Here is a 16,765-nt window from a genome sequence, read left to right as displayed (position 1 = left end):
ATAACACAGGGAGCAACCGGAATGGGTTCGGTTCGCGTAGCCATCGTCGGCGTCGGCAACTGCGCCGCGTCACTGGTGCAGGGTGTCGAGTACTACAAGGACGCCGACCCGGACAACCGCGTCCCGGGCCTGATGCACGTGCGCTTCGGCGACTACCACGTGGGGGACGTCGAGTTCGTCGCCGCCTTCGACGTGGACGCCAAGAAGGTCGGCCTGGACCTCGCGGACGCCATCGGCGCCAGCGAGAACAACACCATCAAGATCGCCGACGTGCCGCAGACCGGTGTCACCGTGCAGCGCGGTCACACCCTCGACGGCCTGGGCAAGTACTACCGGCTGACGATCGAGGAGTCGCAGGAGTCGCCGGTCGACATCGTCCAGATCCTCAAGGACCGCCAGGTCGACGTCCTGGTCTGCTACCTGCCGGTCGGCTCCGAGGCCGCGGCGAAGTTCTACGCCCAGTGCGCCATCGACGCCAAGGTCGCCTTCGTCAACGCCCTGCCGGTCTTCATCGCCGGCACCAAGGAGTGGGCGGACAAGTTCACCGAGGCCGGCGTGCCGATCGTCGGCGACGACATCAAGTCGCAGGTCGGCGCCACCATCACGCACCGCGTGCTGGCCAAGCTGTTCGAGGACCGCGGCGTGGTGCTGGAGCGCACCATGCAGCTGAACGTCGGCGGCAACATGGACTTCAAGAACATGCTCGAGCGCGAGCGCCTGGAGTCCAAGAAGATCTCCAAGACCCAGGCCGTCACCTCCCAGATCCCCGACCGGGAGCTGGGCGCGAAGAACGTCCACATCGGCCCGTCGGACTACGTCCAGTGGCTGGACGACCGCAAGTGGGCGTACGTGCGTCTGGAAGGCCGCGCGTTCGGCGACGTGCCGCTGAACCTGGAGTACAAGCTGGAGGTCTGGGACTCCCCGAACTCCGCCGGCGTCATCATCGACGCGGTGCGTGCCGCGAAGATCGCCAAGGACCGCGGCATCGGCGGCCCGATCCTGTCGGCCTCCTCGTACTTCATGAAGTCCCCGCCGGTGCAGTACTTCGACGACGAGGCCCGCAACAACGTCGAGAAGTTCATCAAGGGCGAGGTCGAGCGCTGATTCCGGGCGCCGGCTGAGCACCGTCGTGGGGTTCTCGGGCAATGCGCCCGGGAGCCCCACGCGTGTGTGAGGCTGTGCGCATGGCCGTCACCGCAGACCTCCGCGTACTGCTGCGGTTCGCCGACTTCCGGCGGCTGCTCGTGGTGCGCCTGCTGTCCCAGCTGTCGGACGGCGTCTACCAGGTCGCCCTGGCCACCTACGTGGTCTTCACCCCCGAAAAGCAGGCGTCGGCGGCGAGCATCGCCGCGGCGATGGCCGTCCTGCTGCTGCCCTACTCGCTGCTCGGGCCGTTCACCGGCGTGCTGCTGGACCGCTGGCGGCGCCGCCAGGTGCTGCTGTACTGCAACCTGCTGCGCGCGGTCTTCGCGGCCGGCACCGCGCTGCTGATCCTGGCCCGGGTGCCGGACTCGCTGTTCTACCTGTCCGCCCTGTCGGTCACCGCGGTCAACCGCTTCGTGCTGTCCGGCCTGTCGGCCGCGCTCCCCCGGGTCGTCGACGGCGAACGGCTGGTCGTCGCCAACTCGCTGTCGCCCACGGCCGGCACCATCGCGGCCACGGCGGGCGGCGGCGTGGGCTTCCTGGTCCGGCTGGGGCTGGGCGCCGGTTACGGCCCGGACGCCGTGGTGGTGGGGGTCGGCGCCGTGCTGTACCTGTGCGCCGGGCTGTCGGCGCGCACCATGGCGCCCGGCCGCCTCGGCCCGGACCCCGGGGTGCTCCAGCCCCGGTTCGGCGCGGCGCTGGCCGGCACCGCGCGCGGCCTGGCCGACGGCCTGCGGCACCTGGCCGGCCGCCGGGCCGCGGTGCACGCGCTGGCCGCGATGACCGTCCTGCGGTTCTGCTACGGCGCGCTGACGGTCATGCTGGTCCTGCTGTGCCGGTACGCCTGGGCCGGTTCGCCGGACGCCTCCGGGGGCCTGGCACTGCTGGGCGTCGCGCTCGCCGTCTCCGGCGCCGGGTTCTTCCTCGCCGCGCTCATCACCCCGTACGGCACCGGGCGCTTCGGCACCGCGGGCTGGATCACCGTGTGCGCCGCCGCCTCCGCCGTCCTGGAACCCGCGCTGGGGCTGCCGTTGACCCCGGCGCCGGTGCTGGCGGCGGCCTTCGTGCTGGGGGTGACCACCCAGGGCGCCAAGATCGCCACCGACACGGTGGTGCAGACCTCGGTCGACGACGCCTTCCGCGGCCGGGTGTTCTCCCTGTACGACGTGCTGTTCAACGTCGCCTTCGTCGGCTCGGCCGCGGTCGCCGCCGCCATGCTCCCGCCGGACGGGCGTTCACCGGCGCTCATCCTCATGATCGCGGTGCTCTACGCGCTGGCGGCCGCGGGCATGGTTCGGGCGATGCGCGGGCTTACGTCGGCATTTGACCGGGCGTAAGTGTCACGTGAAGGCCACAGTCCGGATTCCGGGTTGCTGGCCTGTCATACCGAACGGCTAACGTACACAGCATTCGTTTCAGGCCAGCCAGGCCGATGAGTTTCAGCAGGGGGAATCCACCGTGTCCACTCCGCCGCCGCCGCAGGGACCGAACCCGTACCAGCAGCCGCAGCAACCGCCGCAGGGCGGCTACGGGTTCCCGCAGCAGCCCCAGCAGCCGGGCGGCTACCCCACCCCGCCGCCGCAGCAGCCGGGCGGCTACCCGACCCCGCCGCCGCCGCCGCAGCCGGGCTTCCCGCAGCAGTCGCAGCCGGGGTTCCCGCAGCCCGGCTACCCGCAGGGCGGATTCCCGCAGGGCGGCTACCCGACCCCCGCGCCGGCGCCGAAGAAGCGCGGCAAGCTCTTCCTCCGGCTGGGCATCCTGGTCGTCGTGATCATCGTCGGCATCGTCGTGGCCGTCCTCAACACCGACGACTCGCAGACCGTCAAGGCCGGGGACTGCGTGCAGAACACGGGTTCCGACAGCGACCCGACGCTCAAGCAGGTCGACTGCGGTGACGCCAAGGCCCAGTACAAGGTCCTCAAGAAGGTCTCCGGCACCTCCGACGGCCAGACCGCCTGCGAGAACGTCACCGGCGCCACCAACGACTTCTACGAGACGGAGAACGGCAGCTCCTTCGTTCTCTGCCTGGCCGCAAACAAGTAGCACCCGCACACCACGCGAAGTGGGGCGATGTTTCACGTGAAACATCGCCCCACTTTCGGCATCGAGGACACGTCATGACCCAGCCGCCGTACGGGTCCGCTCCCTACGGGGGACCACCCGGCGCCCAGATTCCGCAGCAGCAGGCCGCACCCGGCATGGTCCCGGCTCCGCCGCTCGCCCCGAACTACGCCCCGCAGCAGCCCGGACCGTACGGGCCGCCCACGCCCGCGCAGTACGCACAGCCGGCACCACAGGGCTACCCGCCGAACGACTACCCACCGCAGGCCTACGCCCCGCCGCCCTACGGCCAGCCGCCGTACGGCGCCGGGCAGAACCCGTACGCCGCCCAGTGGGGCCAGCAGCAGCAACCGATGGGCACCGTCTGCCGCTTCTGCGGCGGCTTCCCGGCGGTCGAGGCCACGGTCCGCGGCCACCAGGGGATGCTGGTCGTGATGCGCTTCCTGTCGCTGAAGGGCCCGTTCTGCCGCGACTGCGGCATCGCGGTGCACCGGCAGATGTCCACGCGCACGATGTGGCAGGGCTGGTGGGGCTACCTGTCCTTCCTCATCACACCGTTCACGCTGCTGTACAACCTGTCCCCGCGCTCGAAGTTCAACAAGCTGCCCCCGGCGCAGGGCGGCTTCCGCCCGCCGTCCGACCCCGGCAAGCCGATCTTCCTGCGACCCGGAGCACTCGGGCTGCTGGCACCGCTGTTCGTGCTCTTCGTGGTGATGATCGCCGTCCTGGCAAGCAACTGACTTCCGGAGACCGCATCGCCCGGATATGACGAAGGGGCGATGTTTCACGTGAAACATGGTGTTTCACGTGAAACATCGCCCCTTTCGGACATCGCCCTACCGGGCCGCCCACCACTGCTTGAGCGCGGCCACCGCGTCGTCGTACGCCATCGGTCCGTTCTCCAGCCGCAGTTCCAGCAGGTGCTGGTAGGCGTTGCCGATGACCGGGCCGGCCGGCACCCCGAGGACCTCCATGATCTGGTTGCCGTCGAGGTCGGGCCGGATGGCGTCCAGTTCCTCCTGCTCCTGGAGCTGGCCGATGCGCTCCTCCAGCGAGTCGTAGGTACGGGCCAGCGCGGTGGCCTTGCGCTTGTTGCGCGTCGTGCAGTCGGACCGGGTCAGCTTGTGCAGCCGCTCCAGCAGCGGTCCGGCGTCCCGCACGTACCGGCGCACGGCCGAGTCCGTCCACTCCCCGCTGCCGTAGCCGTGGAAGCGCAGGTGCAGCTCCACCAGCCGCGAGACGTCCTTGACCATGTCGTTGGGGTACTTCAGCTTGGTCATCCGGGCCTTGGTCATCTTCGCGCCGACCACCTCGTGGTGGTGGAACGAGACCCGGCCCTCCGGCTCCGCCTTGCGGGTGCGCGGCTTGCCGATGTCGTGCAGCAGCGCCGCCAGCCGCAGCACCAGGTCCGGGCCCGCGGTCTCCAGGTCCATCGCCTGTTCCAGCACCGTCAGCGTGTGCTCGTAGACGTCCTTGTGCCGGAAGTGCTCGTCCCGCTCCAGGCGCAGCGCCGGCAGCTCGGGCAGCACCCGGGCCGCCAGACCGGTCGACACCAGCAGCTCCAGGCCCTTGCGGGGGTGATCGCCGAGGACGAGCTTGTTGAACTCGTCGCGCACCCGCTCGGCCGAGACGATCTCGATCCGGTCGGACATCTGCGTCATCGCGGCCACCACCTCGGGCGCCACGTCGAAGTCCAGCTGGGCGGCGAACCGCGCCGCCCGCATCATCCGCAGCGGATCGTCGGAGAACGACGCCTGGGGTGTCCCCGGCGTCCGCAGCACCTGCTTCGACAGGTCCTCCAGGCCGCCGTACGGGTCGATGAACCGCGGCCCGGGCAGCGCCACCGCCATCGCGTTCACCGTGAAGTCCCGGCGCACCAGGTCCTCCTCGATGGTGTCGCCGTAGGACACCTCCGGCTTGCGCGAGGTGCGGTCGTACGCCTCCGAGCGGTAGGTCGTCACCTCGATGAGGAACGAGTTGCCGTCCGCGTCGGCCTTGCGGCATCCCACGGTGCCGAACGCGATGCCGACCTCCCAGACCGCGTCCGCCCAGCCGCGTACCAGTTTGAGCACCTGCTCGGGCCGGGCGTCGGTGGTGAAGTCCAGGTCGTTCCCGAGCCGGCCGAGCAGGGCGTCCCGGACCGAGCCGCCGACCAGCGCGAGCTGGAAGCCGGCCCGCTGGAAGCGCTCGGCGAGATCGTCCGCCACCGGCGTCAGCCGCAGCAGACCGCCCACCGCGCCGCGCTGCGCCTCACTGAGCTCGGTCGGTCGCGTGGTCGGCCCTTGTCGCGGGGGCGGCGTGGAGTCGTGGTCATCGTTGGCGTTCGGCACAACAGAACAGAATACGTGTACCGCCCGTTCCGGCGCCTCCGGCGTGTGTCGCCGGGACGATCTTGAAGCCACTCCGCAGCACGGGTACCCAGCAGCCATCGTTACCATGCCAGGACGCACATCCGATGGCGATCAGAGAAACGGGCGGACGAGCGCGTGGGCGAGGCGGCACAGCACCCCGGAACGACTCATGCCCATGTGTGGCTGCGGCGCGCCGCAGCGACCTTCGCGGGCGCAGTCGTGCTGACCGGCGTCGTACGCCTGCCCGCGGCCACGGCCGCGCCCGCACCGGCGTCCGCGTCCCCCAGCGGCTCCAGCGCCGCCACGGTCGCGATCGACTCCATGACGCCGGCCGTGGCCGGCAAGGGCGGCACGCTGAAGATCACCGGAACGGTCACCAACGACAGTTCCGAGACCATCACCGGTGGTCACGTCGGGGTGCACGTCGCCCCGGACGGACCGCTGGGCAGCCGCAGCGACATCGGCACCACACCGGCGACCGGCAACTTCAACGACTACACCGACGGCGCCGAGGTGCCCGGCCACACCGCCGGGCTGCCGTCCATCGCCCCCCATGTGAGCCGTCCCTTCACCCTCGACATGCCGGTGAAATCGCTGGGCCTGACCGCCACCGGCGTCTACGCGCTGGGGGTCAGCGCCTCGGGCAGCACGAAGGCCGCCGACTTCGGGCACGTGGTCGGCATCGACCGCACCTACCTGCCGTGGAACGGGCCGGACAGCGGCAAGAAGCTCGACACGACCTACCTGTGGCCGCTGATCGACCGGCCGCACATGGACATCCGCACCCCCGGCGGCGACGACGAGGAAGCGCCGCTGTTCCGCGACGACGACCTCGCCGCCGAGCTGGCACCGGGCGGCCGGCTGGAGCAGCTGGTCACCCTGGGCCGCAAGCTCCCGGTCACCTGGGTCATCGACCCCGACCTGCTCGCCTCCGTCGACGCCATGACCAAGCCGTACAAGGTCGTCGTCCACCAGGGGAACACCACCAGGACGGTCAACGGAACCGGCACCCAGTACGCCCGGCAGTGGCTGAACGAGCTCCAGACCGCGGTGCAGAGCGGCACCCAGGTGGTGGCCCTGCCGTTCGGTGACCCCGACATCGCCTCGATCGCGCACAACGGCAAGAACGTCCCCGGCACGATCGCGCACCTCCAGTCGGCCACCGAGATGGCCACCACCACCGTCCAGACCATCCTGGGCGTCGTCCCGCGCACCGACTTCGCCTGGCCGGTCGACGGCGCCGTGGACCAGTCCGTGGTGTCCACCGCCGCAGCCGGGGGCGCCGACGAGATCATCGCCCGCAGCGACAGCCTCGCCGAGAACGGCCGGCTGCCCTACACCCCGACCGCGGAGCGGCCGATCGGCGGCGGCGACACGGCGATCGTGGCCGACGCCGCGCTGTCCACCGCGTTCTCCGGCGCCATCTCCACCGCCGCGCAGTCCACCACCGCGATCCAGCGGTTCCTGGCCCAGTCCATGGCGATCCGCGACCAGCAGCCGCAGCTCCAGCGCAGCATCGTGGTCGCCCCGCAGCGGATGCCCAGCGCGACCCAGGCCCAGGCGATGGCGGAGGCCATCCACGACGCCACCGCCGGCGGCTGGACCAAGGCGATCCCGCTGGGCGACGCCGCCACCGCGGCCGCCGACTCCGGCGCCGACCGGTCCGTGCCCAGCGCCCACTCCTACCCCCGGTCACTGCGGCGCCAGGAGATCAGCACCGCCGCCTTCCGGCAGATCCAGTCGGTGCAGGACTCCCTCAACAGCTTCCTGGACGTCCTCAGCCGCAAGGACCGGGTCGTCACCCCGTTCGGCAACGCCATACTCAGCTCGATGTCCACCGAATGGCGTGGCGACCGCGGGCCGGCCGGCTCGTTCCGCGACGACATCGCGGCGTACCTGAGCGATCTGACGGGCGACGTGCACATCATCAAGAAGGAGTCGATCACGCTGTCCGGCCGCAGCGCGACGATCCCGGTGACCGTGCAGAACAGCCTCAACCAGCAGGTCTCCGGCCTGGAGCTGCGGCTGGTGTCCAACCAGTCCAACCGCCTCAACCCCGGCCTCGCCCAGACGGTCGACATCGACGGCGGGCACAGCCGCTCGCTGCGGTTCCAGACCACCGCCCGGGCCAACGGCAAGGCGCAGGTGACCGCCCAGCTCTACACCAAGGACGGCACCCCCTACGGCCGCCCCATGCAGTTCCAGGTGAACGTCACCTCCATCACCGACACCGTCATGCTGGTGATCGCGGTCGGCCTGCTGCTGCTCGTGCTGGCCGGTATCCGCATGTACCACCAGCGCAAGCGCAACGCCCTGCTGGCCGGGGCCGACCCGGACGAGGCCGGCGAGGAGGCCGTGGCGGAGGCGGACGGCACCGCGGACGAGGCCGGTCAGGACACCGTGGCCGGCCCGGCGGAGGACGCCCCGGCCCCCCAGGACGACCCGGTTCCGGCGAACGCGTCGGACGCGGCTGAAACCGACAGCGCGGACACCGGCGTCCCAGCTGACGGGCGGGCCGGCGCGGAGGGCGAGGAGCCCGCCGCTCCTTGCGTCCCCGCTGCCCGCGACGGCGAGGACAGCGGCGCCCGGCCGGCCGCCCCGACCGTTCCCGGGCAGCCGGGTGACCCGGCGCAGGACACCTCGGCCGAAGGCGCGGAGCCTCCGGCCCCGGGTGAGAAGGTGGAGCGATAGCCAGGAACCGGTTCTGGATCACGGACCATAAGGTGGGGCAGTGATGAACGCGCCGTACGACGGGGAGCGTGACCGGGCAGCGTCGTACGACGACGACACTGCTGCGGGTTCGCCCCCGCCAGAGCCCCGCCCCGCCGCGCCCGCTCCACCGGCGTACCCCCGGACCGAATCGCCCTACGCCGAGTCCCCGTACGCCGGCGATCCGTACGACCACGCCGCACCGCACAGCGACCAGCCCTGGTCCTACCACCAGCCGCAGCAGCCCGCCCAGCCCTACGGCGGACCGCAGCAGGCCCCTCAGCCCTACGGCGCCCCGCAGCAGTCCCAGCAGCCGGTCCAGCCCGCCGCGCCCTACGGACGGCAGCCTCCGCCGCCGTACGGCACGCAGCCCTACGGCGACCGCCCCTACCAGCAGACCCCGGCCGGCCCTGCGCAAGGTGCCCCCGGGCAGGGCGGCGGGAACCCCTGGGCGCCCACCGCCCCGGGCCCCGGCGGCCCCGCGGAGCAGGACCCGGCCGCCGGACCGACGGTCGACGCCACGGCCCCGCTCTTCCGCGACCAGCGCGACGCCGGCATCGGCCCCGAACAGGGCTACGCCTTCCCGGACTTCACCGACGCCCCGGACGAACCCGAGCCGGAGCCGGCCCCCGCCTCCTCTGGCGGCGGCCGGGCCGCCAGCCTGATGAAGTCCAGCGCCGTGATGGCCGCCGGCACCCTGGTCTCCCGGCTCACCGGCTTCCTGCGCACCCTGGTCATCGGCGGCGCCATCGGCGTGTCCACCCTCAACGACAGCTACCAGGTCGCCAACACCCTGCCGACCATGATCTACATCCTGGTCGGCGGCGGCGCGCTCAACGCGGTGTTCATCCCGCAGCTGGTGCGCGCGATGAAGGACGACGAGGACGGCGGCGAGGCCTACGCCAACCGGCTGCTGACCCTGGTCGTCGTCGGCCTGGCCGCGGTCACCACCGTCATGGTGGTGGGTGCCCCGGTGCTGGTCCGGCTGATGTCGCCGAAGATCGCCTCGGACCCGGCGAGCATGGCCGTGACCGTGTCCTTCACCCGCTACTGCCTGCCCACCATGTTCTTCATGGGCGTGCACGTGGTGCTGGGCCAGATCCTCAACGCCCGCGGCCGCTTCGGCGCGATGATGTGGACCCCGGTCCTGAACAACATCGTGGTCATCGCCGGCTTCGGCGCCTACATCTGGGTCTTCGGCACCGCCCGCCACTCCAACGTGGACGCCGCCACCATCTCCCCCGAGGGCGTCCGGCTGCTGGGCATCGCCACCCTGCTGGGCCTGACCGTGCAGGCGCTGTCGATGATCCCGTACCTGCGGGAGTCCGGGCTGCGCATCCGCCCGCGCTTCGACTGGCGCGGCCACGGGCTGGGCCACGCGGCCAAGCTGGCCAAGTGGACGTTCCTGTTCGTGCTGGCCAACCAGGTCGGCATGACCGTCGTCATCCAGCTGGCCACCTGGGCCGGCGCGGTGGCCAGCAAGCAGGGCCACCCCGGCACCGGCATCACCGCCTACAACTACGCGCTGCTGCTGTGGCAGATGCCGCAGGCCATCATCACCGTCTCGGTCATGACCGCCGTCCTGCCCCGCATCTCGCGCGCGGCAGCCGACGGCGACGCGGCCGCCGTCCGCGACGACCTGTCGTACGGCCTGCGGACCTCGGCCGTCGCGATCGTGCCGGCCGCCTTCGCGTTCCTCGCCCTGGGCGTTCCGCTGGCCACGATGATGTACTCCAGCGCCGGCGAGGCGGGCGCCCACAACATCGGCTACGTCCTGATGGCCTTCGGCCTCGGCCTGATCCCGTACTCCATCCAGTACGTGGTGCTGCGCGGGTTCTACGCCTACGAGGACACCCGCACGCCGTTCTACAACACGGTGATCGTCGCCGTCGTCAACGCGGCCGCCTCCGGGATCTGCTTCGCCGTGCTGCCGGCCCGCTGGGCGGTCGTCGGCATGGCCGGCTCCTACGGCCTGGCGTACATCGTCGGCGTCGGGGTGGCCGTGCGGCGGCTGCGCAAGCGCCTGGGCGGCGACCTGGACGGCCCGCACGTGGTGCGCACCTACGCCCGGCTGATCGGCGCCAGCCTGCCGGCCGCCCTGCTCGGCGGTGCGGTGGCCTACGGCATCACCGGAGTGCTGGGCGACGGCTTCACCGGCTCGCTGGCCGCGGTGGTCGGCGGCGGCATCGTCCTGCTGGCCGTGTTCTACCTGGCGGCACGGCGTATGCGGATCGAGGAGATGACCGCCATGGTCGGCATGGTCCGCGGCCGTCTCGGCCGGTAGCGGACGCCGGGGGCAACCATCCTGCGCCGTCGCGTGTCGTGCACGACGGCGGACTGTGGGCACAATTGTCCTTGGCGCGAAGACCTGAAACGCATCGTGCACACGGATGGGGAGGCAGAACGACGGTGGCGGAGCGCAGCACGGCTGCCGTCGACGTGGCCAAGGAGAGCGGCGAACCGCCGCTCGCCGCGACAGCGGACGAAGCCACGGACGACGGGGCCAAGGGCCAGAAGCGGGACGCGGACGCATCCGACACGGTGCGTGAGGACGACACCGCCGACGACGCGGCGACCAGACCTGTGCCCAATCCGGAGCCACCCGAGTTGCACAGCGGCCACAAGCTGGCCCGGCGCTACCGTCTGGAGGAGTGCGTCACCCGGCTGGACGGCTTCAGCAGCTGGCGCGCGGTCGACGAGAAACTGCGCCGGGCGGTGGGCGTCGACCTGCTGCCCGCCGACCATCCCCGGGCTCGTGGCGTGCTGTCCGCGGCCCGGTCGGCCGCCCTGCTGGGTGATCCGCGGTTCGTGCAGGTGCTGGACGCCGTCGAGGAGAACGACCTCGTCTACGTCGTCCACGAGTGGCTGCCGGACGCCACCGAGCTGACGGCGTTGCTGGCGGCCGGACCGCTGCAGCCCCATGACGCCTACCAGATGGTCAGCCAGGTCTCCCAGGCGATGGCCAGCGCGCACCGCGAGGGGCTGGCCCACCTGCGGCTGACCCCGGACGCGGTGCTGCGCTCGGAGTCGGGCCAGTTCCGGATCCGCGGCCTGGCCGTCGACGCGGCGCTGCGCGGCGTGTCGACCGACCGGCCCAAGCGCACCGACACCGAGGCGATCGGCGCCCTGCTCTACGCAGCGCTCACCGCCCGCTGGCCGTACCACGAGGACGCCTACGGACTCGTCGGACTGCCCAAGGACCTCACCGTGGTTGCCCCGGACCAGGTGCGGGCGGGGGTGCACCGCGGGCTGTCCGAGGTCGCCCTGCGCGCCCTGGTCAACGAGGGGGCCACCCCGTCCCGGCACGAGTCGCCGTGCACCACGCCGGAGGAGCTGGCCAAGGCGGTGGCCGCGCTGCCGCGGATCCGCCCCCCGGAGGCGCAGGCGCCCACGTTCGCGCACACCGCCTACCGCCAGCCGCCGGCCCGTCCGGTGCCGCAGGCGGTCCCGCGGCCGGCCCCGGTCGTCGTCTCGCCCCCGCCGGCCCTGCCCGGCCGTACCGGCAAGGTGCTGAAGTGGGGTGTCGCCGCACTGCTGATCGCGGCGCTCGGCCTGGGCAGCTGGCAGGTCGCCGACGCGCTGCTCAATCACGGCGGCAATCCGGCACCGGCGCACAGCGAGAAGGGCAGCGGCGGGTCGCCGGTCGTCTCGCACAAGCCCCTGCGCATCGTCGACGCCCAGGAGTACGCGCCCTACGGGAACCCCGAGCACCTGAACGAGGCGAAGCTCACCTACGACGGGAACACCGGCACCTACTGGCGTACCCACTCCTTCCAGGACGGGCCGTCCATCACGAGTGTCAAACCGGGTGTCGGCATCGTCTACGACCTCGGTTCCGCGCAGGCGGTGAGCAGCGCGTCGGTCGGTCTGCTCTTCGGCGGCGACCACACCACCGCCACCCTCTACGCGGCGGACTCCCTGTCGTCGTCGGTACTGCCCACAGGGTTGCGGAAGCTCGGCACGGGCATCACCACCGGTAAATCGGTCAAGCTCTCGGTGACCCACCCGGTCAAGACCCGGTATGTCGTGGTCTGGTTGACGGCCCTGCCCTACGCGCCCGCGGACGCGTACAGTCAGGCGGGCTACAAGCAGGCCATCACGGAAGTGGCTTTCACCGGCTGAGCCACCTGCGCAGGAGGGGGCGGAACGTTGGGTGAGGGTCCGCGTGAGGCGGCCGACGACCACGAATTGCTCGCCCGGCACGTCGCGGGTGATCCGGACGCCTTCGGAGAACTCGTCCGCCGGCACCGCGACCGCCTGTGGGCGGTCGCGGTCCGCACACTGGGTGATCCGGAGGAGGCCGCCGACGCCGTCCAGGACGCCTTGGTCTCCGCGTTCCGCGCCGCCCACACCTTCCGGGGACAGTCGGCGGTCACCACGTGGCTGCACCGGATCACGGTGAACGCCTGCCTGGACCGGGCCCGCAAGGCGTCCTCCCGGCGGACCTCCCCGGTGCCGGACACCGAACGGCTCGACACCCTCCTGGAGCCGCACGAGGCCGCCGACCTGCCGACCGAGCGGGGGGAGCTGCACCGCGAGGTGATGGACGCCCTCGCCTGCCTGCCGGCCGACCAGCGGGCCGCGCTCGTCCTGGTCGACATGCAGGCGTATCCGGTGGCGGAGGCCGCCGAGATCCTCGACGTGGCGCCCGGCACCATCAAGAGCAGATGCGCCCGGGGCCGGGCCCGGCTGCTGCCCCTTCTGGACCACCTGAGAGTGACCTCCCGGGGCACCGCCCGGACCGGCGGACGGAACCGCTCGGAGGCCGCATCCGTCCCAGAGGCATCGGCGAACGATCCGACGAGCGCTGTGAAGGGCGGAGGTGGACAGCAGTGACGACCGCTGGCACGGACGATCACCCCGAGGTCGCCGAGATCTCCGCCTTCACCGAGGGCCTGCTCCCGCCCGAGCGCACCACCGAGGTGCGCAGCCACCTCGACCACTGCGTCCTGTGCGCCGACGTGCGCGACTCGCTCGCCGAGATACGCGGCCTGCTGGGCACCCTGCCCGGGCCGCCGCGGATGCCGGAGGAGGTCGCCCGGCGCATCGACGCCGCCCTGGCCGCCGAAGCCCTCATCGACGCCACCACGCCGGACAGCAGCGCCACGTCCACCCTGGACACCGCGGGCAACCACGCCGCGACGTCGGCCACCGGTACCTCCCACGGGCCGCGCGGTGTGGCCGCACCGGCCGGGACGGACGCCGGCGGCTCGCATGTTTCACGTGAAACATCGCCGGCCCCGGACCGGCCCGCCGGACGGGCCGGCGGAGCGAGCGGTCCCGGCCGGACGTCCCGTGGCGCCCGCCGCCGCTGGCGGGTCCTCACCGCCGCCACCGGCGTCGCGGTGCTCGGCCTGGGCGGACTGCTGGCCCATGAGCTGAACACCGGCGCCAGCGACGGTCCGTCCGCCGCAGGAACGCGCACGACGGCCGCCGGCACCTTCTCCGGGGTCGCCCTGCCCGCCAAGGTCCACGAGCTGCTCGGCGGCACCACACCCCAGGCCCGGCCCAACGCGGCCACCGGTGGGGAGAACTCCCCGTTCGCCAGCAGGACGCCCGCGGTGCCCGCCTGCGTCCTGAAGGCCACTGGCCACTCCGGCAGCGCGCCGGTCGCCGCGTCGCGGGGCACCTACGACGGCCGCACCTCCTACCTGGTCGTGCTGCCGCATCCCTCCGACCCCCGTGCGCAGGTCGACGCCTACGTGGTCGACGCCTCCTGCGCGGCCCCGGGCGCCTCCTCCGGCGCCGTCGGCACCGTGCTGGCCCAGCACACCTACCCCCGCGGCTGACGGGCCCCGGAGCGGTCCGCGGACGGTACCGGTCAGGCGCCCACCCGCCCCGCCGGCGGCGGACCCGCCGTCCCCGCCGGGAGCCGGCAGTGTGCGGCGGCCCGGCCGCGGGGCCGGAGGCACGTTCCGCGGTACGGGAATGCGCGCCCCGTAGTATCCGTTAGGCGGGATGAGACGTCCCCGCACGTTTCCCCCAGCAGTCGCCAGAGACGAGGAAGACAAGCCGTGAGCGATGTCCGTAACGTGATCGTCATCGGGTCCGGACCGGCGGGCTACACCGCTGCGCTCTACACCGCCCGGGCCTCCCTGAACCCCCTCGTCTTCGAGGGTGCCGTGACGGCCGGTGGCGCGCTGATGAACACGACCGAGGTGGAGAACTTCCCCGGTTTCAGCGACGGCATCATGGGCCCGGACCTCATGGACAACATGCGGGCCCAGGCCGAGCGCTTCGGTGCCGAGCTGATCCCCGACGACATCGTCGAGGTCGACCTCACCGGCGACATCAAGACGGTCACCGACTCGGCCGGCACCGTCCACCGGGCCAAGGCCGTCATCGTCACCACCGGCTCCCAGCACCGCAAGCTCGGGCTGCCGAACGAGGACGCGCTCTCCGGCCGCGGGGTCTCGTGGTGCGCCACCTGTGACGGGTTCTTCTTCAAGGACCAGGACATCGCCGTGATCGGCGGCGGTGACACCGCCATGGAGGAGGCGACCTTCCTGTCGCGCTTCGCCAAGTCGGTCACCATCGTCCACCGCCGGGACACCCTGCGGGCCTCCAAGGCGATGCAGGACCGGGCGATCGCCGACCCGAAGATCTCCTTCCTGTGGGACAGCGAGATCGTCACCGTGCACGGCGACGCCAAGCTGTCCGGGCTGACGCTGCGCAACGTGAAGTCCGGCGAGACCTCCGAGCTGCCGGTGACCGGACTGTTCATCGCGATCGGCCACGACCCGCGCACCGAACTGTTCAAGGGGCAGCTGGCGACCGACGACGAGGGCTACCTCACCGTCCAGGCCCCCGGCACCCACACCAACCTCACCGGTGTCTTCGCCGCCGGTGACGTGGTGGACCACACCTACCGTCAGGCGATCACCGCGGCCGGCACCGGTTGCTCCGCCGCCCTGGACGCCGAGCGGTACCTCGCGGCGCTCAGCGACGCCGAGCACACCGCCGAGCCGGAGAAGTCGACGACCGCCGCGGCCGTCTGACCCCCAACACCCACCGAGCTACCACCTGAGGAGACATCCACCATGGCCGGTGCCGTCAAGCACGTGACCGACGCGACCTTCGAAGAAGAGGTCCTCAAGAGCGACAAGCCCGTCCTGGTCGACTTCTGGGCCGAGTGGTGCGGTCCGTGCCGTCAGATCGCCCCCTCGCTGGAGGCCATCGCGGCGGAACACGGTGAGTCGCTGACGATCGTCAAGCTCAACATCGACCAGAACCCCGACACCGCGGCCAAGTACGGTGTCATGTCGATCCCGACCCTGAACGTCTACCAGGGCGGCGAGGTCGTCAAGACCATCGTCGGCGCGAAGCCGAAGGCCGCGCTCCAGCGCGACCTGGAAGCCTTCATCGGCTGACCGAACCGCAGCGCGCGGAACGCGAGGAGGGGCACCCGGCGGGTGCCCCTCCTCGCGTTCTCAGCCGTCATGTTTCACGTGAAACATCGTCCGCGCCTCGTCCGGAAGGCGTCGACGGCGCATCACAACGGGCGCAGGGCCGGCTCCTTCTGCACCGCGCCGAGCAGCCGGTCCAGCGCCATCTCGACGTCCTCCTTCCACGACAGCGTCGACCGCAGGTCCAGTCGCAGCCGGGGATACCGCGGGTGCGGCCGCACCGTCTTGAAGCCCACCGACGTCAGGTGGTCGGCGGGCAGCACGCAACCGGGTTCCTCCCACTGCGCGTCGCCGAACGCCTCGATGGCCTTGAAGCCGCGCCGCACCAGGTCCTTGGCGACCGTCTGCACCAGCACCCTGCCCAGCCCCTGCCCCTGGAATCCGGGCAGCACCCGCGAGGTCATCAACTGCACGGCGTCCGGGGAGACCGGGCTCGTGGGGAAGGCGGTGGAGCGCGGGACGTAGGCGGGCGGCGCGTAGAGCACGAAGCCGGCGGCCACGTCGTCGACGTAGACCACCCGGCCGCAGGAACCCCACTCCAGCAGCACGGCGGAGATCCACGCCTCCTTCTCCAGCTCCGGCTTGCCCGCCCGCACGGCGGCCTGCCCACTCACCGGGTCCAGTTCCCAGAAGACGCAGGAACGGCAGCCCTTCGGCAGATCCGGGAGGTTGTCCAGCGTCAGCGGTACGAGTCGGCGGCCCATGCGGTCAGGACTCCGATCCGGGCGCGGCGCACACGCAGCGCCTCCTCGACGGGCATCGCGCCAGGCGGAACGCCGGTCCCGCGACAGGAGCGCCGGCCGGCCATGCCGCCGGATGTGCCTGGTGTGCGGCGCCTTCGTATCGCACCGATCTCATGGGCTGCCCCTCACCATGGATGTGCCGTGTCCAGTCCATCGCATCGTAACCGGGCCCCGGTCCGCGGTGGGCGACCGCCGACACGACGGCGGGCCGCGTCCTGAAGGACGCGGCCCGCCGGGTACGACGCCCTGCGGCGCCGCGGTTCAGCGCACGCGGGGTCGTCGCCCGCCACCGGCTCCACCACGGCCAGCGGGCGCGCCAGCACCCGGCCCACGCCCGGCCCGATCGCGCCGA

Annotated in this window: 13 protein-coding genes; 11 read left to right on the top strand and 2 right to left on the bottom strand. The window is 71.9% G+C overall.

Annotation, left to right across the window (positions count from 1 at the left end):
• Positions 1-21 precede the first annotated feature (21 nt).
• The 4 genes from POF43_RS04140 (at position 22) to POF43_RS04125 (ending at position 3,944) form a co-directional block, all read left to right on the top strand.
• Complete coding sequence (locus POF43_RS04140) at positions 22-1,104, top strand: inositol-3-phosphate synthase (protein WP_271313138.1); 1,083 nt, start codon at positions 22-24, stop codon at positions 1,102-1,104.
• A gap of 80 nt (positions 1,105-1,184) precedes the next feature.
• Positions 1,185-2,480, top strand: a complete 1,296-nt coding sequence (locus tag POF43_RS04135; RefSeq protein ID WP_271313139.1) for an MFS transporter — start codon at positions 1,185-1,187, stop codon at positions 2,478-2,480.
• A gap of 121 nt (positions 2,481-2,601) precedes the next feature.
• Positions 2,602-3,186: an LppU/SCO3897 family protein gene (locus POF43_RS04130; protein ID WP_282704407.1), complete on the top strand. Its 585-nt coding sequence runs from the start codon at positions 2,602-2,604 to the stop codon at positions 3,184-3,186.
• Positions 3,187-3,260: 74 nt separating this feature from the next.
• Entirely contained in the window at positions 3,261-3,944 is a 684-nt protein-coding gene (locus tag POF43_RS04125) for a hypothetical protein (RefSeq protein ID WP_271324949.1), read from the top strand.
• 96 nt (positions 3,945-4,040) lie between these two features.
• On the opposite strand, the gene POF43_RS04120 is transcribed toward POF43_RS04125, so the two are convergent.
• On the bottom strand, positions 4,041-5,534 hold the full coding sequence (locus tag POF43_RS04120) for a CCA tRNA nucleotidyltransferase (protein WP_372515817.1): 1,494 nt from the start codon (positions 5,532-5,534) through the stop codon (positions 4,041-4,043).
• Positions 5,535-5,690: 156 nt separating this feature from the next.
• Between POF43_RS04120 and POF43_RS04115 the strand changes: the two genes are divergently transcribed.
• The 7 genes from POF43_RS04115 to trxA all read left to right on the top strand — a co-directional run bounded on the left by POF43_RS04115 (position 5,691) and on the right by trxA (position 15,634).
• Positions 5,691-8,246 carry a DUF6049 family protein gene (locus POF43_RS04115; RefSeq protein WP_271313142.1) on the top strand — a complete coding sequence of 852 codons (2,556 nt, stop codon included), beginning with the start codon at positions 5,691-5,693 and terminating at the stop codon, positions 8,244-8,246.
• A gap of 43 nt (positions 8,247-8,289) precedes the next feature.
• Entirely contained in the window at positions 8,290-10,548 is a 2,259-nt protein-coding gene (gene murJ / locus POF43_RS04110) for a murein biosynthesis integral membrane protein MurJ (RefSeq protein ID WP_282698736.1), read from the top strand.
• A gap of 125 nt (positions 10,549-10,673) precedes the next feature.
• A complete protein-coding gene (locus tag POF43_RS04105) occupies positions 10,674-12,386 on the top strand; it encodes a protein kinase family protein (protein WP_271323823.1) in 1,713 nt (570 codons plus the stop codon).
• Positions 12,387-12,413: 27 nt separating this feature from the next.
• A complete protein-coding gene (gene sigM / locus POF43_RS04100; protein WP_271323822.1) occupies positions 12,414-13,100 on the top strand; it encodes an RNA polymerase sigma factor SigM in 687 nt (228 codons plus the stop codon).
• Positions 13,097-14,053: an anti-sigma factor family protein gene (locus tag POF43_RS04095; RefSeq protein ID WP_271323821.1), complete on the top strand. Its 957-nt coding sequence runs from the start codon at positions 13,097-13,099 to the stop codon at positions 14,051-14,053. The genes sigM and POF43_RS04095 overlap by 4 nt, the downstream gene beginning before the upstream one ends.
• 225 nt (positions 14,054-14,278) lie before the next feature.
• Positions 14,279-15,262 carry a thioredoxin-disulfide reductase gene (gene trxB, locus POF43_RS04090; protein ID WP_271315129.1) on the top strand — a complete coding sequence of 328 codons (984 nt, stop codon included), beginning with the start codon at positions 14,279-14,281 and terminating at the stop codon, positions 15,260-15,262.
• A gap of 42 nt (positions 15,263-15,304) precedes the next feature.
• Positions 15,305-15,634, top strand: coding sequence for a thioredoxin (gene trxA / locus POF43_RS04085; RefSeq protein WP_271315130.1), 330 nt, complete (start codon positions 15,305-15,307; stop codon positions 15,632-15,634).
• Positions 15,635-15,756: 122 nt separating this feature from the next.
• Here the strand turns inward: trxA and POF43_RS04080 are convergent, their stop codons facing one another.
• The gene (locus POF43_RS04080) at positions 15,757-16,374 is read right to left on the bottom strand and encodes a GNAT family N-acetyltransferase (protein WP_271315131.1); all 618 of its coding nucleotides are present in this window, start codon (positions 16,372-16,374) and stop codon (positions 15,757-15,759) included.
• Positions 16,375-16,765: the final 391 nt, after the last annotated feature.

Origin of the sequence: Streptantibioticus silvisoli, assembly GCF_027947535.2 — a bacterium.
GTDB lineage: Bacteria > Actinomycetota > Actinomycetes > Streptomycetales > Streptomycetaceae > Streptantibioticus_C > Streptantibioticus_C silvisoli.
Note: the sequence above shows the minus strand (reverse complement) of the source record. Positions and strands in the feature narration are given on the sequence as shown.